Source organism: Pedobacter africanus (assembly GCF_900176535.1).
Lineage (GTDB): Bacteria > Bacteroidota > Bacteroidia > Sphingobacteriales > Sphingobacteriaceae > Pedobacter > Pedobacter africanus.
This window is the reverse complement of sequence record NZ_FWXT01000002.1, coordinates 513,045-536,135: the sequence shown is the minus strand read 5'-3', so window position 1 is coordinate 536,135 and position 23,091 is coordinate 513,045. Positions and strand designations below refer to the sequence as shown.

Annotated in this window: 23 protein-coding genes; 6 read left to right on the top strand and 17 right to left on the bottom strand. The window is 43.2% G+C overall.

Annotated elements, in window-relative coordinates:
* Nucleotides 1–40: 40 nt before the first annotated feature.
* Together B9A91_RS16695 and B9A91_RS16690 are read right to left on the bottom strand one after the other, a co-directional pair.
* Nucleotides 41–1,012, bottom strand: coding sequence for a FecR family protein (locus B9A91_RS16695; protein WP_144008973.1), 972 nt, complete (start codon nucleotides 1,010–1,012; stop codon nucleotides 41–43).
* Nucleotides 1,013–1,109: 97 nt separating this feature from the next.
* Nucleotides 1,110–1,691, bottom strand: coding sequence for an RNA polymerase sigma factor (locus B9A91_RS16690; protein ID WP_084240146.1), 582 nt, complete (start codon nucleotides 1,689–1,691; stop codon nucleotides 1,110–1,112).
* A gap of 267 nt (nucleotides 1,692–1,958) precedes the next feature.
* Between B9A91_RS16690 and B9A91_RS16685 the strand changes: the two genes are divergently transcribed.
* The 3 genes from B9A91_RS16685 to B9A91_RS16675 are packed head-to-tail and all read left to right on the top strand — an operon-like array spanning nucleotide 1,959 to nucleotide 4,025.
* Nucleotides 1,959–2,339 carry a hypothetical protein gene (locus B9A91_RS16685; RefSeq protein ID WP_084240145.1) on the top strand — a complete coding sequence of 127 codons (381 nt, stop codon included), beginning with the start codon at nucleotides 1,959–1,961 and terminating at the stop codon, nucleotides 2,337–2,339.
* Between the two features lie 26 nt (nucleotides 2,340–2,365).
* Nucleotides 2,366–3,781, top strand: coding sequence for an aminotransferase-like domain-containing protein (locus B9A91_RS16680; RefSeq protein WP_084240144.1), 1,416 nt, complete (start codon nucleotides 2,366–2,368; stop codon nucleotides 3,779–3,781).
* Between the two features lie 25 nt (nucleotides 3,782–3,806).
* Nucleotides 3,807–4,025, top strand: coding sequence for a DUF6965 family protein (locus B9A91_RS16675; RefSeq protein WP_084240143.1), 219 nt, complete (start codon nucleotides 3,807–3,809; stop codon nucleotides 4,023–4,025).
* Between the two features lie 5 nt (nucleotides 4,026–4,030).
* Here B9A91_RS16675 and B9A91_RS16670 read toward each other — a convergent pair whose 3' ends face one another.
* The 6 genes from B9A91_RS16670 to B9A91_RS16645 form a co-directional block, all read right to left on the bottom strand.
* The gene (locus B9A91_RS16670) at nucleotides 4,031–4,354 is read right to left on the bottom strand and encodes a hypothetical protein (RefSeq protein WP_084240142.1); all 324 of its coding nucleotides are present in this window, start codon (nucleotides 4,352–4,354) and stop codon (nucleotides 4,031–4,033) included.
* Between the two features lie 82 nt (nucleotides 4,355–4,436).
* Nucleotides 4,437–5,426 carry a hypothetical protein gene (locus B9A91_RS16665; RefSeq protein WP_084240141.1) on the bottom strand — a complete coding sequence of 330 codons (990 nt, stop codon included), beginning with the start codon at nucleotides 5,424–5,426 and terminating at the stop codon, nucleotides 4,437–4,439.
* 5 nt (nucleotides 5,427–5,431) lie between these two features.
* On the bottom strand, nucleotides 5,432–6,589 hold the full coding sequence (locus tag B9A91_RS16660) for a hypothetical protein (RefSeq protein WP_084240140.1): 1,158 nt from the start codon (nucleotides 6,587–6,589) through the stop codon (nucleotides 5,432–5,434).
* 4 nt (nucleotides 6,590–6,593) lie between these two features.
* On the bottom strand, nucleotides 6,594–7,634 hold the full coding sequence (locus B9A91_RS16655) for an NAD(P)-dependent alcohol dehydrogenase (protein ID WP_084240139.1): 1,041 nt from the start codon (nucleotides 7,632–7,634) through the stop codon (nucleotides 6,594–6,596).
* Between the two features lie 31 nt (nucleotides 7,635–7,665).
* The gene (locus B9A91_RS16650) at nucleotides 7,666–8,328 is read right to left on the bottom strand and encodes an NAD-dependent epimerase/dehydratase family protein (protein ID WP_084240138.1); all 663 of its coding nucleotides are present in this window, start codon (nucleotides 8,326–8,328) and stop codon (nucleotides 7,666–7,668) included.
* Nucleotides 8,329–8,369: 41 nt separating this feature from the next.
* On the bottom strand, nucleotides 8,370–8,888 hold the full coding sequence (locus tag B9A91_RS16645; RefSeq protein WP_084240137.1) for a hypothetical protein: 519 nt from the start codon (nucleotides 8,886–8,888) through the stop codon (nucleotides 8,370–8,372).
* A 102-nt stretch (nucleotides 8,889–8,990) separates the two neighbouring features.
* Between B9A91_RS16645 and B9A91_RS16640 the strand changes: the two genes are divergently transcribed.
* Nucleotides 8,991–9,377: a VOC family protein gene (locus B9A91_RS16640; protein WP_084240136.1), complete on the top strand. Its 387-nt coding sequence runs from the start codon at nucleotides 8,991–8,993 to the stop codon at nucleotides 9,375–9,377.
* A 51-nt stretch (nucleotides 9,378–9,428) separates the two neighbouring features.
* On the opposite strand, the gene B9A91_RS16635 is transcribed toward B9A91_RS16640, so the two are convergent.
* From B9A91_RS16635 to B9A91_RS16600, 8 genes are all read right to left on the bottom strand, one after another.
* Nucleotides 9,429–12,830: an ATP-binding protein gene (locus B9A91_RS16635; RefSeq protein ID WP_084240135.1), complete on the bottom strand. Its 3,402-nt coding sequence runs from the start codon at nucleotides 12,828–12,830 to the stop codon at nucleotides 9,429–9,431.
* Nucleotides 12,823–13,395 carry a DUF4194 domain-containing protein gene (locus B9A91_RS16630; protein ID WP_084240134.1) on the bottom strand — a complete coding sequence of 191 codons (573 nt, stop codon included), beginning with the start codon at nucleotides 13,393–13,395 and terminating at the stop codon, nucleotides 12,823–12,825. The genes B9A91_RS16635 and B9A91_RS16630 overlap by 8 nt, the downstream gene beginning before the upstream one ends.
* Nucleotides 13,392–14,852, bottom strand: a complete 1,461-nt coding sequence (locus tag B9A91_RS16625) for a DUF3375 domain-containing protein (RefSeq protein WP_159451731.1) — start codon at nucleotides 14,850–14,852, stop codon at nucleotides 13,392–13,394. Before B9A91_RS16625 ends, B9A91_RS16630 begins: the two co-directional genes overlap by 4 nt.
* A 162-nt stretch (nucleotides 14,853–15,014) precedes the next feature.
* Complete coding sequence (locus tag B9A91_RS16620) at nucleotides 15,015–16,106, bottom strand: acyltransferase family protein (protein ID WP_084240132.1); 1,092 nt, start codon at nucleotides 16,104–16,106, stop codon at nucleotides 15,015–15,017.
* A gap of 87 nt (nucleotides 16,107–16,193) precedes the next feature.
* Nucleotides 16,194–17,159, bottom strand: a complete 966-nt coding sequence (locus B9A91_RS16615) for an ABC transporter permease (RefSeq protein WP_084240131.1) — start codon at nucleotides 17,157–17,159, stop codon at nucleotides 16,194–16,196.
* 5 nt (nucleotides 17,160–17,164) lie between these two features.
* Nucleotides 17,165–18,112 carry an ABC transporter ATP-binding protein gene (locus B9A91_RS16610; RefSeq protein ID WP_084240130.1) on the bottom strand — a complete coding sequence of 316 codons (948 nt, stop codon included), beginning with the start codon at nucleotides 18,110–18,112 and terminating at the stop codon, nucleotides 17,165–17,167.
* Between the two features lie 5 nt (nucleotides 18,113–18,117).
* Nucleotides 18,118–18,948, bottom strand: a complete 831-nt coding sequence (locus B9A91_RS16605; protein ID WP_084240129.1) for a COG1470 family protein — start codon at nucleotides 18,946–18,948, stop codon at nucleotides 18,118–18,120.
* A gap of 136 nt (nucleotides 18,949–19,084) precedes the next feature.
* On the bottom strand, nucleotides 19,085–20,512 hold the full coding sequence (locus B9A91_RS16600) for a hypothetical protein (RefSeq protein WP_084240128.1): 1,428 nt from the start codon (nucleotides 20,510–20,512) through the stop codon (nucleotides 19,085–19,087).
* Between the two features lie 90 nt (nucleotides 20,513–20,602).
* Here B9A91_RS16600 and B9A91_RS16595 point away from each other — a divergent pair, with 90 nt between their 5' ends.
* On the top strand, nucleotides 20,603–21,067 hold the full coding sequence (locus tag B9A91_RS16595; protein ID WP_084240127.1) for a hypothetical protein: 465 nt from the start codon (nucleotides 20,603–20,605) through the stop codon (nucleotides 21,065–21,067).
* 19 nt (nucleotides 21,068–21,086) lie between these two features.
* On the opposite strand, the gene B9A91_RS16590 is transcribed toward B9A91_RS16595, so the two are convergent.
* Entirely contained in the window at nucleotides 21,087–22,169 is a 1,083-nt protein-coding gene (locus tag B9A91_RS16590; protein WP_084240126.1) for a DNA alkylation repair protein, read from the bottom strand.
* Between the two features lie 66 nt (nucleotides 22,170–22,235).
* Between B9A91_RS16590 and B9A91_RS16585 the strand changes: the two genes are divergently transcribed.
* The gene (locus B9A91_RS16585; protein ID WP_159451730.1) at nucleotides 22,236–23,027 is read left to right on the top strand and encodes a class I SAM-dependent methyltransferase; all 792 of its coding nucleotides are present in this window, start codon (nucleotides 22,236–22,238) and stop codon (nucleotides 23,025–23,027) included.
* The last annotated feature ends 64 nt before the right edge of the window (nucleotides 23,028–23,091 follow it).

Below are 23,091 nucleotides of genomic sequence, written 5' to 3'. Positions count from 1 at the left end.
GATTGGTTTAAAACTTGTTAACGTTTGAATTGTTGGCGGCTCAATAGATCAGTATTTCCTTACCTGATTTCTTGTAATGATGACCATTGATGGCGCAGATCAGCCTCATGGTTTCCTCAAGAGAACGATCCGACCGTAGCGTTAAATTGTATTGATATTTTACCTTATTGACGGTTTCATTTTTTAAACTTACCCCATACATGTTATTCATGGTTAAAGCGAGTTCTTCAAATCCTGCCTTTTCCAGATAAACCTTTCCATTAATCCAGGCCTGGTTATCTGAGGGGCGGACTTCCGAGAGCTGTACCGCCTTGTTCGCCTTATGGTAAGTAAGCTGCTGGCCGGGAATTAATGTTCCGTAAATCAATCCGTTGCCACTAACACGTACTTTGCCAGTTGTAACCGCTACTTTTATATCTGAAAGCCGCCTGTAAGAACGGACATTAAATGAAGTACCCAGCACCCTCACATTCAGCTGTCCGCTATGGATAATAAAAGGCCTGGTTTTGTCTTTTGTGACCTCAAAAAAGGCTTCACCTTCTTCCAGATAAAACTGTCTGTCTTTTAGTGAAAAACGATGCGGAACCCTGATTCTCGAATTGGCATTCAAATGCACAACCGAACTATCTGGAAGGATCAGTTTTTTCATTTGTCCTGAAATTGTGGTGATGACCTGAAATTGATTTACAGCTGTTTTAGGCTCCTGAGCTGATTTGGCTATAAAAAACCAGGTGGCAAACCCGGCTCCGGCAACCAGCACAATTGAGGCAGCAATATTTCTGAAGGAGATTAACCGGTATACAGGCTTTTCCGGCTGGTTCAACTGAACTTGTATACGGTTCAGTAAATCATCCCTCAGCAGCTGTTCTTCACGCTGGTTTCCTAAGCCTGGTACTCCTGCTTCCGATTCGCCAAAAGCATCGTACCAATTCTGGACTAGGTTTTTGTCTGTCTTGTTTAGCTTATTCTTCAAATAAGCAGTAAGCAGTTTTTTAAATTGGCTTGCCTTCATTTCTATATCGCAGTTTTGGGATATATTTCCCCTTTTACATATAGAGTAGAACTGCTGCTTTGTTTGTCCCGAAAAAAAATAAAAAAATAGCGCCGGGCTATTTTGCCCCCAGCATGAGGTAAAGCGCAAGGCAGATTGCAGAAAAGTCTTCCGGAAAATCCCTGGAAATGGCTTTCCTGATGCGGACCAGACCCATAGAAATGTTATTTCTGACCGTTTTTTCGGCCAGCCCCAGGTTTTCGGAAATTTCCTGTACAGAATGATCTTTAAAGCGCAGGTTGAAGATTTCCTTCATGGTTTGGGGCATCTCTTTAACCTCTGAATTAACGGTATTGGCAAAATCCTGTTCCGTTAAAATATCGCGGATATTGATTTCCACTTCGTTCATCTTCTCCAGCAAAAAGCCCAGGGCCCTGGAATGAATGGTATGTTTTCTAAAATGGGCGATGATCTGATATTGAACTGACCTTCTTAAATAGGCTTCCAAAGAACCATTTATTTCAATTTTGTGCCTTTCCTTCCAGAAATAAACAAACACATCCTGCACAATATCTTTTGCAAGGTCTTCATCCCGTAAGCGTCTGTAGGCAATTGCATACAGCTTTTTCCAGTAGGCGTTAAAAATGCTTGTAAAATGATCAGCTTGTCCGCAAATTACATCAGAAGGTGTGGTACTCATTGAACTGGATTGTTATACTCCGCAAAACTAGATATTCAAGTATTTGCGCTGGGTTAAGTTTTTGTTAAGGAATATTGGCTTAGCTTATCAATTGGGTATGGTGTTTGGTTGATGTAATTTATACTTTTTGTAATTAAATTAAAATAAATAAAAGAAAATAAAACAGGAAACTGCCTGCAAAGCCAACTGTACCCATAAAAAATAACGTTTTTGTATCTGTATACTACACATAAGGCTGTCTAATTTTGTGGCATAAAGTCTTTAGATATGGAAACAACAGCAATAAAAAACACAGGAATCAAAGTTCGTGAGGTATACTTATCTGATCTGACAGCGGTTATGAATCTTTATTTAAATGGCTCAGCCGACGAACTGACTGCCGATTTCGGCTTACCCATTGGCCTGGCAGAGCAGAATGGACGTATCATCGCCTGTTCGTTTGTAAACATCAATAGCAACGGACAACTCACTTTCAGGATCAATATGGACAGCTGCGTTGAAACCTGTTGCCTTGGTGAAGACCTGAATGACTTTACAGTAAACCGCTTTACGCGTATCTGGGGACCGGCAGCTGGTACTGTATCGGCAACCCAACCACTAAAAAACGCAGTCAAAAAGCTGGTAGACTGGCTTAATCACTGCAGCTAATTACATTTAATTAGAATCAGCTGAGCATGGCAAAAGAAATACTGTACCGGAAAATTGCAAGCGCGGTGGAGCAGCAAATTGTCGCACAAACCCTTAAAACCGGGGATAAGCTTCCTTCTATCCGCACTGTACAAAAAATATACGATGTAAGCCTGAATACCGTAAAGCAGGCATTCCTGGAACTGGAAGGTAAATCGCTGATTGAATCCAGGCCTAAATCCGGATATTATGTCAGTAAGTCTACAGGAAGAAGGCTTTTGCTGCCGGAGACCAGTAAGCCAGTTTTGAAAGACAAGGGAAATCATCCCGAAGACCTTATCATCAGGGTTTTCGATACCATGAAGGACAAGACCATTACCCAGTTTTCACTAGGTGTTCCAGACCAGAGCCTGTTACCTATCCCCAAGCTGAATAAAGGGGTACTTAAAGTTATCCATAGTATGGACGACAGCGGAACGGGTTATGAACCTATACAAGGGAACCTCAACCTCAGAAGAAATATTTCAAGATGGTCGTTTACCTGGGGAGGTAAACTCGGCGAGCAGGACATCGTCACAACTTCCGGAGCCATGAATGCAATCTATAATTGTTTTATTGCAGTAACCAAGCCTGGCGATACCATTGCACTGGAAAGCCCGGTTTACTTTGGGATACTGCAAATAGCGACAGAACTGGGCCTCAAAATTATTGAGCTTCCAACTAACCCGGTAACGGGAATAGAAATTGACGCATTAAAAAAAGTTCTGCCCCGTATTAAGGCCTGCTGCCTGATCAGCAACTTTAACAACCCTCTTGGCAGCTGCATGCCGGATGAGCATAAAAAGGAAGTGGTAAAAATGCTTACCAATTACACTATCCCACTGATCGAGGACGATCTGTATGGAGATATCTTTTTTGGTAAAAAACGTCCAGCTCCCTGTAAATTATATGACGAAGCGGGTATCGTGATGTGGTGCGGTTCATTCTCCAAATCATTGGCCCCTGGTTATCGTGTGGGCTGGGTAGCACCGGGCAGGTATAAAGACAAAATCATCAGGCAAAAATTGTTGCACACAATATCAACGCCGCCACTATACCAGGAGGTGATTGCCGACTTTATGGAGTACGGGCGCTACGATCATCACCTGCGCACCCTAAGGCAAAAGCTGTATACCAACTGCCTGCAATACCAGAGGGCAATTGAAGACTATTTTCCTGAAAACACCAAAATCACGCAGCCCCAGGGCGGTTTTGTATTGTGGCTGGAATTGGAAAAGAAAATAGACACGGCGAAACTATTCGACCTGGCAATAGCACAGAAAATAAGCTTTGCACCGGGCAGGATGTTTACACAGCACGACCAGTTTCACAATTGCCTGCGTTTAAATTTTGCTTTAAAATGGGACAATGAATTGGATTTTCATTTAAAACGTTTAGGCAGTATGGTTAAGCTTTTTGTATAAAATAATTTGTTAGTACCTTTGCGCCATGACACCTGAACAAGTAGAAGATCTGGCCAACAGGCTCCATGGCTTACAATTACCTGAAGCTCCTTTTGAACTTTATCCAGGTACGACTATCATAGATATAGAGCGGTTTATAGCTACACAGCTAACGGCCCTGAGGCATGCTCCTGAAGCCAGAACCTCCCAACCTGCTGCCTGGCGATTGGAGAGATTTTTAGAACTGGTAGAAGCTGCTCAATAGACTGTTTACTTTTTCGGAAACTTTTCGGCTATTTTGATGTGCTCATGAGTAGTACTGATAAAATTAGCAGAATCGATATTCTTGCAGGCAATATTACCTAATTCCGCCACAGTTATTCCTTTACCACTATCGGCTTTATAAACCTGCCTGATCGTAAATTCTGTGGGCGAAAGCCATTCGGGCATTTCATATTCATCAAGATTAACCTTACAGCTGATCAGTTTTATATTTTCGTTATTATCCTCGTTAATGATGGAATAAGAGACCGGTATCCTTACAATTTCACCGTAATTAGAAAGTTTAGTGTGTATGACTATGTTTTTCTGCATCAATAATTGCGTTAAAGTATACTATACACTAAACTACAAATTATTCTTAGAGTTTAAAAAGAATTGTAAACTGAACCAGTAATTAGAGCTGAAAATTGTACCGTAAAGCCAGGCTTTGCTGGCTGTCTATCACGCCTTCCAGAAAATGGAAGGACAAGGTAAACTTACCTTCTATGCCCTTGTAAATTCTGGGGCGCCAGCTCAAATCGGTTCTGTTGTATCTTTTGGCAGTATAAAACTGATCGCCATATCTAATGTTATGGCCCTCACCTGCATAAAAAGAGTTGGTTATCCCAATCCTGTGGTATTCCATCTGCATCTCCAGCAGCATCCCTTTGGGTGTTTTCCATCCCCCAAGCCGGCGTATACGCTCAAAAGACATCAGGCCTCCGGTATTGATGGTCAGTGAATCAAGAAATGTTCTCTTTGAAAGGTCTACCCCTACTTTTAGAGTAGCGGCACCATTATCTTCTACGTAATCGTCTGGAACAGCAATAGCCGCGCCGGCATTGTGCAGCATCATTGCATAGTGAGAAATAAAAAACAGGTCCTTTTTAAAGCTGCCTGAAAGCCCGAAAATAAAATTCTCTCTGTCTGTAGCAGTCTGCCTGCTGGTCCAGTCAATAAACAACAATTGTTTCCAGTTGCTGTTTTCATACTTTAACAGCATGCCTTCTACATTTGGCCGGTAGTAATTAAGTGTATCTGTAAGCAGTGCCCGAGGAAAATCGGAAATCAGGTTATGCCTTGGAAACATACCCATGTAAAAATTCCATTCTTTTTTATCAAACTTATAATACAGCACCGGATCAATCTTATTCACAAATTTTGGCGAGCCAAATTCGTGCAAGGCATTAAAGCCCCCCCTGATGTGATGAACACTATCCAGTACCAAACCTATTTCCGGAGAAAACCTCAATCCGAGTATACTTTGTGAGAACCGGTTTGACTTGGAATATTCCCGGTTGTCCGCAAAGGCGTGAACATCAATACCGCCTTCGAGTTTCTGGGCATTCGAGTTATATATAACAAGGAACAACAGCGCTGCTGTTATTGAAATTTTAATCCGCATAAAATTTATTTTACTCTTATAAATGAGTTGTGAGTGTCTCCTACCCATCTGTATTTAAAAACAGTGGTTTGTTGTTGATTGTCTTTGGTCTTTTCATTGTGCGAGATGTAAAACAGCCCCTTACCCAAAGGGCATAAACCTGTAGCTCCCCATTGAAAATTCCACCCTCTGATACCTGTTTTTGGATCTTGTGGTCCTGCCTGTAATAAAGAAAGTGTTTTAACTTTTATTTTTTTGTTCTCTGATACGATCTGGCTGTTTACCGGTTTCCGGTGCCCGTCAATTACAAACAAATCGTAATTCGGAAATTGTGTTTTTGCACCGCGGTATACTGCAGCGAAAAAATTCCCGGTATGGCTATCGTAGGCCAGGTTCTGGATACCATAGCGTGTGCTGCCGGTCTTTACAAAATATTTTTCAAGGGGTTTTGCAGGTCCCGAATGGTGCAGCTGGTCCTGCGATAGATGTTGTGCATACTTGTCCCAGTTGGCAACATCATATTTTAATAAGACCTGATGATCATTGTCATCCCTGTCAGTATCGCCATAAACACCGTAGGCCACATACAGGTATTTTTTACCACCATTTGCAGCTCCTATTTCAGGGGCAAAAGCAACCCCATCTATCCCCGAACAGGCAAAACGATGAGGCTTTATTTCTGTTCCTGCCGTTACGCTGGCCTCATAATCTTTTACCGGTTCCGCTAAATAAACTGTACGCAGCAAATCTTCCTTTTCTGCGTCCATGTTGGGGCGTACAATACGGGAGCCATCAAATATGGCGATATAAAAACCAGTCTCATTTTTATTTTTTAGTCCCAGTTCCTTTCTGATCCCTTTACCGATGGCATCATTTTTATATTCCAGAGAACCGTATATCTTTCCGTTCTTCGCATCAAAATCCAGGTCGCCAAGGTGCCCTGCAAAGCCAATCACACTTCCTATGAGCTTGCCTGTAAGATCCATTTTAACCAGCCTGTCGGTAAAAGAAAAATAGACATATCCATTTACTTCATCTACCACAACGCCCTGCACATGTAATCCTCCTTGTTTTCCGGAATAGATAGAATCAGGTAAACCCACAGGAAGCTCTGCCTTTTGCTGGGCCAGGGCATTCCATGTCATTACAGTAAAAAAGAGGGGCAGCAAAATTAATTTCTTCATCTTACTATAAGGTTGCCATATCAATAACAAAGCGATACCTTACATCCCCTTTCAACATACGGTCGTAAGCCGCGGTAATGTCCTTAATGTCGATGAGTTCTATGTCTGAAACGATCTGATGTTCTGCGCAAAAATCGAGCATTTCCTGAGTTTCTTTAATGCCGCCTATACCCGATCCGGCAACACTTTTCCTGCCCCCAAGTAAAGCAAAGGGATGAATGGCATAAGGAACCGAAGGAACACCTACACAGATGTGCGTACCATTGGTTCTCAACAGCGACAAGTAAAGGTTCATGTCATGCTCGGCCGAAACTGTATCCAGAATGAAATCGAAACTACCCCTTACGGCTTTGAGTTGTGCCGGATCAGAAGTCACTACAAAATGATGCGCCCCTAAAGCCTTTGCAGCAGCTTCTTTTGAAGGGGATGTGCTCAATACCGTTACTTCGGCGCCAAAAGCCACGCCAAATTTAACACCCATGTGGCCAAGGCCACCAAGACCTAAAACGGCCAGTTTGTGTCCCTTTCCTACTTTCCAATGCCTTAATGGCGAATAAGTGGTAATGCCAGCACAAAGCAATGGCGCTGTAGCAGCCAGTGGGAGTTTGTCGGATACGTGCAATACAAATTCCTCGCGCACCACGATGGTGTTGGAATAACCGCCGTAGGTAGGCACCCCACTCCTGTCCAGGTTATTGTAGGTTTGTGTATTTCCTTCCAGGCAATATTGCTCCAGGCCTTCATTACAATTTTCGCAAACCTGGCAGGAGTCTACCATACAACCCACACCTGCAAGCTCACCGGTCTTGAAATTTTTCACATGTGCACCTACCTTTATTACCCGGCCTACAATTTCGTGGCCCGGAACCATCGGGAAGACACCTGGGAACCAGTCATTTTTAATCTGGTGCAAATCTGAGTGGCAAACGCCACAGTATAATATTTCCAGTTGAACATCGTGCGCACCAACATCCCTGCGTTCAAAATTCCAGGGAGCCAGATCAGTTTCCGGGCTTTGGGCTGCATATCCTTTTGTTTGTATCATAACTATCTGTTTTATCGTATAAAGGTATCATTTATTTTTTCATGGAGTTGATGTCACTCACTTCCAGAATGGGTTTTCTAATGTCTGTAGTTGCGCAAATGATCATTGCCTGAGCAACCTGTCGGAGCGTACTTGCCGAATTGGGGAACAGGGTCTTTACAATGGGGTACATCCATGCAAAATATTTGTAGAGTTTTAACAGGTGCTGCTGCCCGGGAACAGCTTTCATCATGCCCGGCCGGAAATTATGGACATTCCCGAAAGGCAGCTTTTGAAGGTCATTTTCAGTACGGCCTTTTACACGTGCCCACATTACCCTGCCTTTTTCTGTACTGTCTGTACTTGCTCCGCTTACATATATAAAAGTCATCTTTGGATTTAATCCGGATACTACCTTTGCAAAATGTAGCGTAGTATCGTAGGTGATCCGGGTATAATCAGCTTCAGACATTCCGATACTGCTGATACCCGCGCAAAAGAAACAAGCATCGTAACCCCTGAGTTCAGGATCTTCTGTTTGCAAGCCCAGAAAATCGGCCACAATATATTCTTTCAGTTTTGGGTGTTTAACCCCTGAAGGTTTGCGGCTTACGCTAAGTACTGCTTCAATTTCCGGGCTTGAAAGGCATTCCAGCAAGACACCCTCGCCAACCATACCGGTGGTTCCTGTAATGATGATTTTGATTGGTACCATAAGGTAAAAATAAGATTGTTGAACGGAACAACAAAATTACATTATCCAAAAGCCCCCTCATATAACATCAGCTCCAGATCGAACTGGTCGCCATAACGCGCACCCAACTGGTAAAAGCCGTATTTTTCAAGGATATGTTTCATTGCGGGCTTTCTGGTAGTTGCGAACATATTCAGGTGGCTGATTTTAAGGAAAAACTCTTTTAACAGCTGCTGGCAATGCTTTCCACCCTCAAAATCGGGATGGGTAGTAATGTAACCCAGCTCTACATTGTACAAGTCCGGACTTCTGGTAGCCTGTGCCTTTTTAAAGACCTGTTGTTTGTAGTCGTAAAGCGGATTTTTTAAACAACAGGTAGCAATTACCCGCGCCTGATAAACTGTTAATCCTATTAATTGTGCATTTTCTATTCCGGGTTCAGCCCGTTCCCGCTTGACTTGACCGCCCAAATCTACCAGATCCAGCATCTGGCGTTTATACACTGCAGCAATATTCCCGGGAGTATCTATTACAAAATGCGTGTCCCTCCCCACGATGATCCCTTTGGGTGTTGTTAACATGGTCTTCTTTTTAGTAGGTTGAATTTAGCAGTACAGATGAAACAGAATGTTAGGCTAACATTAATTCTTTTGTTCGTATATTCATAGTAAAACGTAAAACTGATGAAAAAAGTAACCGGACTTGGCGGCGTATTTTTTAAATGCGAGAATCCGCAGGCAATGAACGATTGGTATGCCAAAAACCTTGGGATGGCCACCAGTGAATATGGAACAATGTTTGAATGGCGACAAGCCGATGATCCATCAAAAAAAGGCTCGACCATTTGGTCTACATTTCCGAAGGATACCAAGTATTTTGATCCTTCTGCCAAACCCTTTATGATTAATTACCGCGTAGAAAATATTGCTGCCCTGGTAGAGGAATTGAAAAGGGACAACGTGACCATTATTGATAAGATTGTGGAATATGAATATGGGAAATTTGTTCATGTACTCGATCCTGAAGGAAATGTCATTGAACTTTGGGAGCCTGCAGACGAACCGGAATAGCCATAAAAAAGCAGCGCAATCTGCGCTGCTTTTTTATGGCTTGCAGCCTGCTTATGCAGCACCAAACTGTTCACGTTCCTCCAGGAACTGTTCAATAGGCATATCGTATAACCATGAGTTCCGTTCATTTCTGCGCTCCGCAAAGTGAACGAATGAAATATCATTTTCTACGATATGGATATTGTCACTTGGTGTTACAACCAGCAGTTGCAGGTGCAACTGTTTACACAAAGTAATCAGGAACCTTGCTTTCTCTTCGTCCTGGGCCTTAAAGGCTTCGTCGATGGCAATAAACCGGAAAGAATTGGTTTGCAGTCCTTCTTTGGTTAAGCCAAACTGATAGGCAATTGCCGATCCCAGAATGGTATAGGTTAACTGGGCTTTCTCCCCTCCCGACAGCTGACCCATATTTTCGTAGGTTTTGAATTTGGTGCCTGTTTCCTTATAAAACTCTTCGGCTTTATAAGAGAACCAGCCCCTTACGTCCATAACCTTTTTGCGCCATTCTTCCTTCTCCAATCTGTGGATCAGTGGCTCAATATGTTCTTCAAAATGCTGCCGCTTGCCGTCTGCCAGATTTTCAATTGCTTTAACATTTGGAATTGCTTTTTGCAGCAAGCCCCTGAATTCCCTGACATCCTCGTTAATCCTTGGCGGAATAACCAACTGGATATAAGTTTTAGGGCTGGTTTTAAAGTCAATTCCCTGCAAAGCATCATTCAATACATTGATGTTCTCTTTAATGGCATCTGACCAGTTCTCAAAAAACAACCTGAAATCGGCAATCTTGTTGGTGATGGTTTCCTGCAGGTATTCATCAAATTTTTTCTCGTGCTTGGGAAGGTTATCCTCCTGCAGGCGTTTTAAAAAGTTCGTATACTCTCCAATAAACTCCAGGTTTGAAGCCTCCGGCAGCATATTTACATCGGCACGCCAGCTTTTAAACTTCTGGGTAATCTCTTCAGACGGATGTTTGAAGGCATTGATTTTGATGGCTACAGCATGCTCTTTGCTGTTCCTTTCCCTTTCCAGGCGGGTGGTCTCATTTCGGTTGTGTTCCCTGAAAGCATCGTTCGCAATAGTGAAACCGGCGTAATCAACTTCCTTAAGATGTGGGTGTGCCTCCTCAAAGCCTGAAATATCCACTTCTTTCTCGCGGAATATACCTAGTGTTGCCCTATGCCTGTCCAACTCATGCTGCAGGTCTTCCATCCGGTCTTCCTGCTTATATTTCTGCCTGTTCTTAACTTCCAGTTCTTGTGTATTTGCCCCAAGCAATACTTTTACAGATTTGAACTGCTCTTTTAAAACCCTGTTTTTATTGTTGGCTTTCTCCAGGTTTTGTTTCATGGCAGCTTTCTGCTGAATCTCATTGGCAAAAACAGCCCAGTTGATTTCGTCAAAACTGTTGTATTGTGATAAGAATGTAGACAATCTGTCTTTTGTCAGGTCAATATCAGACAGCCCCTTAACAAAACGTTTGATCTGCTCCTTATTTTTTTCCTGTTGCTGTTGCAGGAGCTCCAGTTCCTTTTTAAGCAAGCCTATTTTTTCTTTATTATCCCATCCCAGTACAAAATTTTCCCTGCGGGATACATGTGCCCTGTCATCCTTTTCGTGCTTACCTTTTACTCCTTTAATCAGCCCTTCTATGGTTAACGCCTTTTCAGAAAACTGGTTAAACTCGTCCAGGCTTTCAGCACAGGCATAATCAAATTGTCCGGCAATCATCTCTTCCAGCCATTCGGCATAATTGCTCGATTCTTTAAATTCGAGCTTATTTACCAGCTGGTTGTCTTCATAAACCTGCCGACGTAAACTGCCCATAGAAGTATAGCCCTGGTAGCGCTGATAAGTGATACGGCCACGCAGATTGGTCCTGTTTACGTAGGCGTTCACTTCCCGGTAATATTTTTCGGGTACAATAATGCGTAACGCAAAATTATGGAGTACTTTTTCAATTGCAGGCTCCCATTGGTTGTCTTCTTCACGCACCTTTATCAGCTCACCAATAAAAGGCAGTTCGTCGGCAGTTGCCCCAATGTGGGCTAGTATGTCTTCCCTGATGTCTGCCTCGCGGCCCGAAATGTTGTTTTTGTTCTTTTGGAGTGACTGCACCGTAGTTATCAATTCCTCTACCTGGTTATTAAGCTGGTCTTCTTCATTACGGGCAGCCCTTACCAGCTCATCCTCGGCCTGGCGTTGTGCATCACAGTCTTTTTTCTTCTGCCCTGCCAGCAACCTCGATTCATCAAATACAGACCGGCTCGGATCTTTGGGTAAGCCAAGTCCGAAAGCAAGTGCATTATAACTATCGGCCCGGAATTTAGACTGTTCACGACTGCGTTCCAGTTTGGCAATGTCTTCAACCAGCTTTTCAATCTGCATTTCCACTTCATCATTGGCTATTGCAATTGCCAGGTCGCGTTCCTGGATCTTCAGGTTTTCTTCCTTGGCCTTTAAGGCTGTAATTTCATCATTCAATACAGTCATTCTGGCCTTCAGTGCTTCCAACTCTTTGGCGGTAAGTTCCGTTCCTTTTGCGGTAAACCAGTATACAGCTATTTCCTTGTCTGCCTCGAGTGTCTTCAGTTTTTTTCCGGTTTCTTCCAGTTGCAGGGCCAATTCGTTGATTGGCACCAATTGGGCAATCTGCTCTTTGGCTTTTTCAATATTTACCTTAGCCTCCATGAGCGTCATGAAATTATCTTTCAGCTGCAGAAATTCGTACTCGGCATCCAGCTGCTCCAACATGTTTACCCTGATGAAATCATCAAGATCGTCCAGAACCTTTACACCAACCACCTGGTTAAACAAACTCGATGCTTTTACAGAACGCATCCCTAACAACTGGGCCATACGCTCACCATATTTCACCGGTCCGTCCTGGAACTCTATACGTTTCTTCTGGATCCCGGTGTTGTATAACTTTTCCAAACGCTTTTTCCAGTTTCCTTTGCCATCAAAAGGAGTAAAATCCTTTTCAATTTCCAGAGGCATACGGGCAATCCCGAATGAACGTTTCAGCTCATTATTGCTGAACCAGCGCAGCTGGAACAAGGTTACCACCTGTCCGTCTGTATTTTCGAAACAGGCCAGCAAAACCGAATATGCGGTATGGTCGCGCAGCTTTTGGGTTGTGGTGCTGTTTTCTCCTTCCTTTTGGATATTGCCATAATGGCCGTACACATAACTTTCTTCGGTACGGTCGCCCTTCTTCTCTGCACCCGAGGACTGGTTGTAGAACCGGTCGTTTTTAACGGGTACCAGCAAGGTTAGCAATGCATCAATAAAAGTACTTTTACCCGAGGCGTTTGCCCCTGTAAGTAAAGAGTTGTTCCCTTTAGGCGAAATGCGAAAAATTTCTCCATCAAAAGTACCCCAGTTATATACTTCCATGTATTGCAGTCTGAAACCTGCTTTATCAGAACTGGTGCTAAACAGACTATACATATTCCTCCAGCTTCAATTTAAAATCTTTCAATATATCTATGGTTACTTTGTCTTTAATTACCCGCTGTATCTGGTACAAAGGATCGGCCTCCTGTTTCACAATTTTCAGGTAGCCAAGCTCGGTTAGCCTTTTGATACAAGTGTCCAGTTCCTGCAATAATTTTACGCGGTTGTATTTCTCGGGCAGAAAGAGCTCAACTTCTTCCCTTATACCGGTGTGGCTAATAAATTTCTCTGTAGCCTGAACCTGGGTAGGATTGTTATCAAATTCTTCCAGCAGCTGTCTCAGTACCACCAGAACTATAGAGGCCTCAAAGCCAATCTGTCGCCTGCTTACCAGGCCCAGGGTATTCCCATCCTCGTCTTCAAACTGGGTTACAAAGGCCAGTCCATCGTCTTTTCTTACGATCAGTTCCAGGCCCATTACATTGATGTATTCCTGTATTTCTTCCTGGTAGTGCAGCAATTCCTCCCATACAGACGAACTGCTGTAAACTGTACCATTCTTGAGCAGTTTAACCACTGCTTTGGAATAGGGTTTCAGCCTATTTTGCAAATTGCTCATTTAGTTAATATTACTTCGGGTATATGAATAGATTTGCGGGCCTCACGATCAAATAAGATCCGCTCTACTTTGTCTTTATTAATGGTATGCTTAAAATCTTTGCTTACCGACAGGTAGCCAAACAACTCGGGCAGTCCTTCAGCAAGTCCTCCGGTCATTTCAATCACTTCTGCCAGGCTTGCCTGTGTTTTATCGGCCAGTATCTTTTTGATATTGGTTCTGATCAATTCCCTGTCTACGCGCTTCTGTCCGAACAGTTTTACCAGGTGCGTGGCCTGCAGGATATCAGTATCGGCCCTTTTCGGACGGTTTTTATACATGATCTCTTCAGTTTGCTCCAGCGTAAGCTTACGGTCGAATGGTAAACTGATCTCCGGTTCCGCCTCGAGCATAAAGCCGGCGTCCGGCTTTTTCTTTTTCTTCCCGAGTTCGATGAGGAGTGTTTTGATTTCGTGGATCAGGTTTCGCGTAGCGTGTACTTTGGAGTGCTCGGTTTCCCTGATTACCCTGCTCAGCTTTTCGGCCATCTTATCGTTAGCCTTATATACTTTCTGTCCGGAGGCGTGCAGGAATTTCTTCATGTCTTTCAGAAAGAAGTCTCCGGCTACAATATCTTTATCTTCCAGGCGGTTAAACAACGACTTGCTCAGTTCCCCCCATTCTTCCTGTAAGTCTGGGTTAAGCAAAAAAGACCAAAAGGCATAAAAACTTTTACCCTGCTGGCTCTCCTTAAGCTCATCCAGTGCATCAAATGTAAATTCAAGGATATGGTCTTTTGTAAGGTTTCCTTCAGCGTGCTTCAGGTAAATATGACGGGTAATTTCCCTGAAATTGTCTTCTACTTCCTTAAAATCGGAGAGTAGCTCCTTTGCCGATTGGTTAAGCTGGTTAAAACGTGGAATGATTTCAAAGTCTTCATAAACCTTTACAGTTTCGCCGCTGCGTAAGCCATTGAGCTGCTGCTCAATTTCCTGTTTCTTCTGCTCTAAAATGTCTATGCGCTTTTGCAGATCGTCGTTCGTAAATTCAACCAGGTCCCTTAGCTGACTAAAAATATCCTTAAATCTGGATTCGGCCCCAACAAACTCTTTTTTCTCCAGGCTCGTTAGCCAGTCTATCGTTTTGCTGGCATGGGCAGAGAGTTCGTAAAACACCTCGCCTTTGTCGTCCTGGTAATTCGTCAGATAACCACTATCTGTCCACTTCCGTATATATTTCCTGGCTTTTACTTCATAAGTATCAAATACCTCAATATCGATATCTTCGTCAAGTTCTACCTGTTTATAATCCAGGTAATCGGCCAATTGGTTATGGATCTGATCCGACGATACAACAGCTTGCCCATTGATAAAAGTCTCAATTAAAAATTCGATTACTATTTCCCTGTTGCGCAGCTTCAGCATCCCTACGCTGGGTGAGGAATTTAAAACTTCTATTATTTTTTCATTGTTCACCATAGGCATCAAAATCATAAAACACAATGCTCCAAAACTAAAGAATTTCGATGGCTGATGTTAAATAATTATTAAATTCAATACGCAATCTGATTAAGCAGCTATTTTACAAACCTTTAGTAAAATATTTGGGGTGCTGAACATAGCCTTCCTGCCCATAAATTTTCATTTTTTCCATTGCAGGCGTTTATTGTTTAGATATTTCCTCAGGGGGATATCGTAAAGCACCATTACCAGGTAAGCTGCCCCGGTAAGCAAGATCATGCCGGCAATAATAATTAACGTCAGCTGTATCGTGCCAGGCTTATGATTGGTGTAATAATTGCCAAACATCCATAAAACTGCATAATGCGTCATATACAAGGGGTAAGATACCTTTCCCGAAAAGACACAAAGCTTTTGTAAGCCGGGTGTTAAAGTAGCGCCCGCTCCCAAAGCGATGAGCAAAGGAAAGTAAAACAGTACTACCAAAGGTTCAGTTACCCAGTTCCATTTAGAAAATGGCATAACAAAAGCCAGGGACAGCAATACAGACAAGCCAATAAATCCAAGTTTGTTTTTGATGATCCAGTTTGAACGGTAAACCAGAAGCCCAGCTAAAAAAGAGTAAGAAATCCGGGCCCCTCCATCCCAAAACGTTGGGCCACTCCAGCCACCCAGCAAATTACCGGAACGGTAAGCTACCACACAAAGCGCCCCTGACGAAATGATGACCAATAGCCACAGGTACCTGCGGCTGAGCTTACAGAGTATCAATGCATAAACTATATTGGCCATATACTCCCAAAACAAGGACCATGAGGGGGCGTTTAAGCCAAACAGGTTAAACCCACGGTCGGCCATTAAGGGTAAAGGAATAAGGAATGCCGAGCACAAAAATAAGAGGGCAATCTTACCTGTGTTGTAAGCTTCGGGGCTTCCGGCAAATGGGTCAAACAACAATGCCAGGAGGCCCAATACTGATCCGGCTATCACCAAGGGGTGCAGCCGTATGATCCTCGATTTAAAAAATTCCAGAACGCCCATCTGTGCTATCCGGTCGTCATAAGCATATCCGATCACAAATCCCGAAAGGCAAAAGAAGAAATCAACCGCAAGGAAGCCATGCGCAATAAAATTTGTGCTGAAATCGGAATAGGCCCATTCCATAAAATGAAATACCACAACGGCCAGGGCAGCAACGCCCCTTAAACCGTCCAGAATATTAAAATGTGGTTTTGTCTGCAGAATTGCGGTGCTGGGTTTATTCGTATCCATTTAAAATTGCTGTTACGGCAAGGTATTTAAAATTAACAATCCCGGCAAATTTATAAATGCATATGAAATTATCAGAGCTAATTTGACTTAACTCCTGATTTCCCGGCGCATAAACAGATAGTAGGCAAGTGCAAAACAGCCAACCGTTGCCCCTATCAAACCACTCACCTGTGGCCAAACAATCATTAAGCTTTCCCTGAATGGCAAAGGAGCAGGTATTGCTCCCGCCATCTGCTCCATGGTCATTGGCCCCAGGCTTCGAACCGAGGGCATCAGCATAGTGGTACTGGCATCTGTATAAAGCTGGTTAGGTGCAATGCGCAATACATCCAATATCAACTCATTGTAATGCAGAATCTGATCCTGGCTCAAAAAAGCAGGGTCAGGCAAAAAAGACCGGATCACAAGATTAACAACAATTTGGTAGAATACCGTAAAAAACAGCCATAAACCAATGGCAGTTAGCGCAGAGGTTGCTGCCTGCCTGAACCTGACCGATAATACAATGGATAAGCTCAGCCAAAACCCGACATAAACAATCGTGATTACGATGAGTCCCAATATCCGTAGAAATTCCTGGGGTTCCATTCTTACCCCTGTCAGGAGTAGCCCCCCGCCTATCATTAGCAGGGCAAGAACCAGGAATAGGGCACCCACCATCATAAGGGAACTCACAAATTTGGCCAATAGGATATTATCCCTGTAAACAGGTTGTGCCATAAGTCTGGTAAGTGTTCCGGTATTCTGTTCGGCATTGATGGCATCAAAACCCAGACTAATGCCCAATAAAGGGGCAAGAAAGCTCAGGAAAACGTGAAATGGCGGTATGGAATTATCTGTAGTGGTCAGTAGTTTCAGGTATAAATAAGTACGATCCGGATCATTGGCATTGCTCAGGGCAGACCTGATGTTGCCCAGAGATACATACATTGATGCAACAAACGTAAGTATGATCAAACCAATAAGCACGATAAAACGCCAGCTTCGGATATGGTCTGCCATTTCTTTTTGAAGCATCACACTAAAAGGACGGGAAAGTGATTGACTCTTCATTGTCTTCAATTAATATCTTCAAAATATTTTTCGTAGATGTCATCCAGGCCGTATTTTTTCTGGTGTACTCCAAGGATGTCATAACCTTTTTCAACAAAAAAACGAACCAGTGCCGGCGTGATGTCTTGTTTACACTCAAAGTCTACGGTGCTGTCATTTACCCTGATCTGCTTAATGCTCTCCCATTGTTCCAGCTCCTGTTTAAACGGCCATATCTGGGGTATGTCAGCTGCCAATTGTATGGATACGATAAGCCCCTCACTATTAAAAAGACTACCCGATAGCGCATCGATATTGCCATGCGCCAATAGCTTGCCCCCCACAAAGATCCCTACTCTGTCACAGACCTGCTGTACATGGTGCAGGTGGTGCGAAGAAAGCAGAACGGTCAGTTCCTGTTCTTTGCTCAAGCGTTTGATAAGTGTCAGGAATTCTTTTACGCCGCTGGGATCAATACCAAGGGTTGGCTCATCCAGGATAATTACATCCGGTTGTTTAATCAGGACATCAGCCAAGCCTAAGCGTTGTTTCATGCCCCTGGAAAAGGTTGATGTTTTCTTATTCGATACCGAAGAAAGGCCCACAATTTCCATCAGTTCTGCAGTGCGTTTCCCGATCTCTTTTTCAGGAATCCCGTTTAGCCTGGCAATGTAGCTCAGGTTTTCCTGAGCCGTCATGTTATCATAAAAACCCAGGCTATCGGGCATATAACCTACTTTTCTCTTCACCGAAATTGGGTTGCTTGTGGCATTATACCCACACACAAAGGCAGAACCACTGGTTGGATCAGTGAGACCCAGCATCATCAGTATAGTGGTTGTTTTACCCGCTCCGTTTGGCCCAAGCAAACCAAAGATCTCTCCCTTATAGATGTCGAGGCTAAGCTGATCAACAGCTTTCTTAGAACCATAGCATTTGCTCAGGTCCTGGAGTTGTATGATAGGATCCATCATTTTTGCTATCTTCTGCCGTATTTTCGGATGAGATAATATACCAGCGAAACAGCAACAAGGATAACCAGTATGCCAATCCATCCAGAGAGCAGAGAGGTTGTTACCACCATCCTGAAAGCTGCCTGGGAATTCCCATTGCTATTTGTTGCAGTAAAAGTGGCTGCATAATCGCCTGCTATTGTCTTATCGGGCACTTTCAGTTTTGCGGTTACGGCCTGCACTTTACCGGGATCCAACTGCTTGACTTTTGAGGGTTCAAAAGTGGCTTCCCAATTGGTAGGCAATTGAGCAGAAAATTCAACGTCATTCAACGGCAGTGTACCTGAATTCTTCAACTCCAGGTGGATTTCCTTGTGACTCCCAGAGGTAAGTTCTTCGCTCAACTTTCCTGTTGGCGTGGTTAATGTGATGCCATAAGCCCCCTTTACAACGGCTTCCAGGTTCAGGGACAGGGTGTCGGCATTAAATATTGCTTTTACCGGCAATTTGTATTTGCCGGGTGCGGCAGTTGCCGAAGCATTAACCTCAATAGATAGGTCCCGGGTGGTTCCCGGATCCATATTAAGTGAAGTTACCTGGCTCCCATCAACTTTGTAGCTGATCATCCAGCCCACTGGCAGATTGGTTTTAAATTCGAAAACAGCCACTTTGCCAGCTCCATTATGCAGCGTCGCATTGTAACGAAAGGTTTCGTTGGTTGCAGCTTCAATGTTGACCAGCTTTGCAGTAAAAGCAGATCGGCCATCAACACCTGGAGCCAGACTTTGAGCATGCAGCACAAGGGCCGGTGTAAAAATAAATAAGAAGAGCGCGCTGAGTGAAAATTTACCTAACATGATCTATACACTAGAATTTATAATAATAGTCTAAAAAATGCCTGTTCAATAGGTTAGAATGATGAATACAAATCAAAAAAACAAATTAAAATTCTCAAATGGATTTAACATTTTTTAACAAATCATGGTTACATATCTAGTGTTTTGACTTTGCAGGCTTTACAGATGATACCCCTTTTGAGCTGATGCTTTTCCCCGAAGTTTCAGGTGCAGTAATTTGCAATTGGTATGCTCCCGGCTCATTAACCGTAAAAGTCACCTCTCCGTTGTCGTTACTAATTAAATTAAAAGCACCTCCACCGGGATTTTTTCCGCCTTTAACTATAATACCACCGATGGGGTTCCCCAGCCCGGCCATTATACCGGCATTGGGAGTTTCGTTCTTTCTGCCGGCAGTGTATGTCCTGCCTTTTCTCTGGCTCTTTGTTGAGTTCTCATCGCTTCCGGCTGTATCCGGACTTGTAATGCGAAGTGTATAGGTACCTACTTCGGTAACAGTAAAATTTATTTTACCATTTTGGTCGGTAATTAAACTGATCGCATTACCCCCGGGATTTTTCCCGCCTTTAACAATAATACCACCAATAGGATTGCCAGGTCTGGCAAGAGGATTAGTTCCTTCCAGTCCTTTATCATCGTAAAGCGGATTGGTTGGCCCGTCGGCCGTAATTGCGCTTGCTTTTTTTCCGAAGCTTGTATTTGGTGTTTGTCTGGCACTGGTTGGCGTCATGGATAAACGACCTGCGGCATAAGAGGATGAAGCTGCTCCTGGGCCTTTTGTTGCTTTTCGTTTACCTAATCCCAGCATTATACCCGCGTTAAAATTAACGGAGCGATACCTGCTTTCAGTAGTCTGGCTTTCCCAGGTCCCTTTGGACAGCTGACTGGTTTCATAGGTATTTTTGTCGTTAAACCCTCCCTGCGGAACCAGGTGTTCTGAAGTATGCTGTAATGCCGGGCCCGCGGTATAGGCAGAAGCTATAAACAGTGTGAAATTAGTCGTCAGCGCATACCCAAGTTTTAATTGTGGTTTCAATACCAGCCCTTCATTTTTTTGTTTTTCCGTTTTTACCAGTACCATCTCCCCGCTTTGTCCATTGTTCATCATAGCGGAGCCGGTTTGTGTATACCCTTGTTGATCAAAACGCAAATAACCAGCACTAACAGCGGGTAAGATGCTAAAATTTCCAGCTTTCAAAATCGCCTGTGCACCCAATAAGCCAGAAAAGCTGCCTGATGCTTTTCCAGCAGTTTCATTATTTACAGCTACAGAGCCGCCATATACCTGATACTTGCTGGCTACTGTGGCATTATCTGGCGAAAGATTGCGGATGCTGGTATAGCTTCCGTTCAAAACGCCCCCCAGCGAAAAACCCTTCTTATTATAAAAAGGAACAAAAGCTTCAGCTTCTATGTTATACCCGTTCCCCATCAGATTGTCCTTTCCGGTTTTGGAGGTATTAACGGCACCGGCTCCGAGCAATAACCATAGCCTGTTTTCTTGTGCAAAGCTTATGTTCACTGAGATCAGCAGGAGAGCAGTTATTGTAATTTTAGTTTTCATGGTTTTACATTGTTTAGTTTAGCTATATATCAATACTAGCCCTACAATGTTACCCCCTGTTGAGGATATTTATTTTATATTCGCGTAATTATGTACCAGATATTGCTTCCTTTACATTCTTTGGTCCGTTGGCTGGTAGTTGTTTCACTTCTTTTTGCCATCTTCAGGGCATACAGGGGCAAGTTCAGGAAACAGGATTTCTCTGCATTCGACAACACCCTTATGCTTATTGCTGTAAAAATTTTACAGGTTCAATTTTGCATTGGTGTTATTCTATATTTCATTAGTCCAATTGTCAGGTATTTTCTGAATAACTTTAAAACGGGGGTACACCTGAGGGAAATCAGGTTTTTCGGAATGGAGCACATTACCATGATGACGATTGCAGTTTTTATAATCAGCATCGCGTCTGAAAAAGTCAGTAAAACACAGGATGCCCGGCAAAAGTACCGCATCATGGCATTGTGGTTTACCATTGGCCTTATTGTTATACTTTCCTCAATTCCCTGGTCTTTTTCTCCCTTAACAAGCCGGCCAGCTTTCAGGCCTTTTTAAGCGCGGCAACTGACCTGTATTAGCAATGAAGCTCGAATTCCTTAGCCCCGAATACCTGGCCATTTACTATAATTTCAAGGATATGCGTTCCAGAGTAATGTTTACGGGTGGTCAGGTCTTTAAACAATTGCTTTTTGGTAATCTGCAGCACCTGATGCGGCTGTAGTGTAAGTTCCTTTAGCTTAAAAACCTTTTTCGATTGTTCTCCTGAAGCTTTTATGTAATGAACGGCATAATCTATAACCAGCTTTTGCGGCTGATCTTTTATACTCTTCAGTTCGAACCCGAACTGCAAATCTTGTCCCAGGTGAAGTTGATTGGAGCTCAGTTTAAAATTATCAATCTGTAATTTTACATCTTTCTCAAAGGCAAACAGCGATAGTGATTCCTGGTTACCCTTTTTGATGAGTGTCCGGCTTGCATGTTTAATGATCCAGCTGGTATGGAGATTACCGCTGTCCCAGCTTTTTACCAGCTGCAACATATAACTGGTGTTATCCTTAGAAATGTCATTTAGATGATTTGCCACCGACTTTCTTACGTAAGCTGACTCGTCAGCTTTCAATCGCTCAAGGATACTGGCAGTAAGTGCCGGATCTTTAATCAGCTGCTCCAGTTTAAACGACCATGGCAATCGTGGTCTGCTGCCTTCCGAAGCAAGTCGTCTCACATGTTCATCTTTATCTTCAGCCCACTGTTGCATTACTTTAAGGGTCCTGTCCAGATCCACCCTTAGAAATTCCCGGATCGCGAACTCTGAAGAGCCCAGCGAGGTGAAATCTTTGAGTGCTTCCATAGAACGCTGAAAATGTTCTTTACCATAAAGCCCCACAAAATCAGGCAATACCAATGCGGTATATCCTCTTTTTAAGGCCGGTGCTGCTTTGTACAGGATATCAACAGCCGCTTCAAAGCTTTTAGGCAAATGCTTTTGTAGAACCACAGCTGTATTTCTGAGCCGTCCATTTAGTTCAAGTTCGTCCAGATTAGCGGTAACATCTTTTAAGAATGCAGGAGCATTAAAATTTCTGTCCACATCAGAAAATACAGTCGCATAATGCTGGTAGAATTCAAGGTTAAACATCTCTTTTAGCGGTTCCATAGTGGCTTTTATCAAAATGCAATGATACCGTTATTTTCAGTATTTTTGAATATTACACAATCACCTATGGAAAAAGAAAGTGCCATTCATTACGATGAATTTCTGGGCCCTATGTTTTTTGAGCCTTATGCCATTGAAGTAGCAAAACGTGTTCAGCCTTCCTCAGTTTCCCTTGCGCTCGAAATTGCTGCCGGAACAGGCCGTGTTACACAACACCTGCGCAAACGAATTCCAGCTTCTGCCAGACTGATCGCTTCAGATATCAACGGGGATATGCTTGCCGTTGCCAAAGAAAAACCAGGCGAACTCGAAATTGAATGGCGAATTATAGATGCGCAGGAGCTTCCTTTTGACAACAATAGCATCGACCTGGTCGTATGTTGTTTTGGTTACATGTTTGTACCTGACAGGCAAAAAGCGTTTAACGAGGCTTATCGTGTATTGAAACCAGGAGGTATGATTTTGTTTAGCACCTGGGATAAATTAGAAAACAATGGGCCATCCTATATTTCCCGCCTGGTGGCAGAGCAATATATTGAAGGTGCACTACCCGACTCGTACAATCTGGCAACTTCCATGAATGATGAGGCCATCATCAGGCCATTATTAGAACAAGCGGGGTTTTCAAAAATAGCAGTAGAAAAGGTACAAAAGAGTTCCTTTTGCGTTACTGCCAGGGCAGCTGCAATTGGTCTTGTGTATAGTGGAGCTGTTTTTCAGGAAATAAAAAAACATAATCCCGCTTGGATAGATGAAATCATCATTAAGGTGGAAACGGAATTATCGGAAAAATTTGGAGCAGCTCCCATGATCGCCCCGATAAGCGCGGTAATCAGTCAGGCATGGAAAATTGAATAGTATAATAACAAACCATATGTGAGCTGGTTTGTTATTACACTGTTCAAAAATTAAGATTACAGAA

Coding starts and splice junctions, on each gene's coding strand:
- B9A91_RS16655 (WP_084240139.1), bottom strand. CDS start 7,634: ATGATACAAACAAAAGGATATGCAGCCCAAAGCCCGGAAACTGATCTG.
- B9A91_RS16645 (WP_084240137.1), bottom strand. CDS start 8,888: ATGTTAACAACACCCAAAGGGATCATCGTGGGGAGGGACACGCATTTT.
- B9A91_RS16620 (WP_084240132.1), bottom strand. CDS start 16,106: ATGGATACGAATAAACCCAGCACCGCAATTCTGCAGACAAAACCACAT.
- B9A91_RS16635 (WP_084240135.1), bottom strand. CDS start 12,830: ATGTATAGTCTGTTTAGCACCAGTTCTGATAAAGCAGGTTTCAGACTG.
- B9A91_RS16690 (WP_084240146.1), bottom strand. CDS start 1,691: ATGAGTACCACACCTTCTGATGTAATTTGCGGACAAGCTGATCATTTT.
- B9A91_RS16660 (WP_084240140.1), bottom strand. CDS start 6,589: ATGAAGAAATTAATTTTGCTGCCCCTCTTTTTTACTGTAATGACATGG.
- B9A91_RS16650 (WP_084240138.1), bottom strand. CDS start 8,328: ATGGTACCAATCAAAATCATCATTACAGGAACCACCGGTATGGTTGGC.
- B9A91_RS16610 (WP_084240130.1), bottom strand. CDS start 18,112: ATGATGGATCCTATCATACAACTCCAGGACCTGAGCAAATGCTATGGT.
- B9A91_RS16630 (WP_084240134.1), bottom strand. CDS start 13,395: ATGAGCAATTTGCAAAATAGGCTGAAACCCTATTCCAAAGCAGTGGTT.
- B9A91_RS16595 (WP_084240127.1), top strand. CDS start 20,603: ATGTACCAGATATTGCTTCCTTTACATTCTTTGGTCCGTTGGCTGGTA.
- B9A91_RS16600 (WP_084240128.1), bottom strand. CDS start 20,512: ATGAAAACTAAAATTACAATAACTGCTCTCCTGCTGATCTCAGTGAAC.
- B9A91_RS16640 (WP_084240136.1), top strand. CDS start 8,991: ATGAAAAAAGTAACCGGACTTGGCGGCGTATTTTTTAAATGCGAGAAT.
- B9A91_RS16605 (WP_084240129.1), bottom strand. CDS start 18,948: ATGTTAGGTAAATTTTCACTCAGCGCGCTCTTCTTATTTATTTTTACA.
- B9A91_RS16625 (WP_159451731.1), bottom strand. CDS start 14,852: ATGGTGAACAATGAAAAAATAATAGAAGTTTTAAATTCCTCACCCAGC.
- B9A91_RS16670 (WP_084240142.1), bottom strand. CDS start 4,354: ATGCAGAAAAACATAGTCATACACACTAAACTTTCTAATTACGGTGAA.
- B9A91_RS16665 (WP_084240141.1), bottom strand. CDS start 5,426: ATGCGGATTAAAATTTCAATAACAGCAGCGCTGTTGTTCCTTGTTATA.
- B9A91_RS16585 (WP_159451730.1), top strand. CDS start 22,236: ATGGAAAAAGAAAGTGCCATTCATTACGATGAATTTCTGGGCCCTATG.
- B9A91_RS16695 (WP_144008973.1), bottom strand. CDS start 1,012: ATGAAGGCAAGCCAATTTAAAAAACTGCTTACTGCTTATTTGAAGAAT.
- B9A91_RS16680 (WP_084240144.1), top strand. CDS start 2,366: ATGGCAAAAGAAATACTGTACCGGAAAATTGCAAGCGCGGTGGAGCAG.
- B9A91_RS16685 (WP_084240145.1), top strand. CDS start 1,959: ATGGAAACAACAGCAATAAAAAACACAGGAATCAAAGTTCGTGAGGTA.
- B9A91_RS16675 (WP_084240143.1), top strand. CDS start 3,807: ATGACACCTGAACAAGTAGAAGATCTGGCCAACAGGCTCCATGGCTTA.
- B9A91_RS16615 (WP_084240131.1), bottom strand. CDS start 17,159: ATGAAGAGTCAATCACTTTCCCGTCCTTTTAGTGTGATGCTTCAAAAA.
- B9A91_RS16590 (WP_084240126.1), bottom strand. CDS start 22,169: ATGGAACCGCTAAAAGAGATGTTTAACCTTGAATTCTACCAGCATTAT.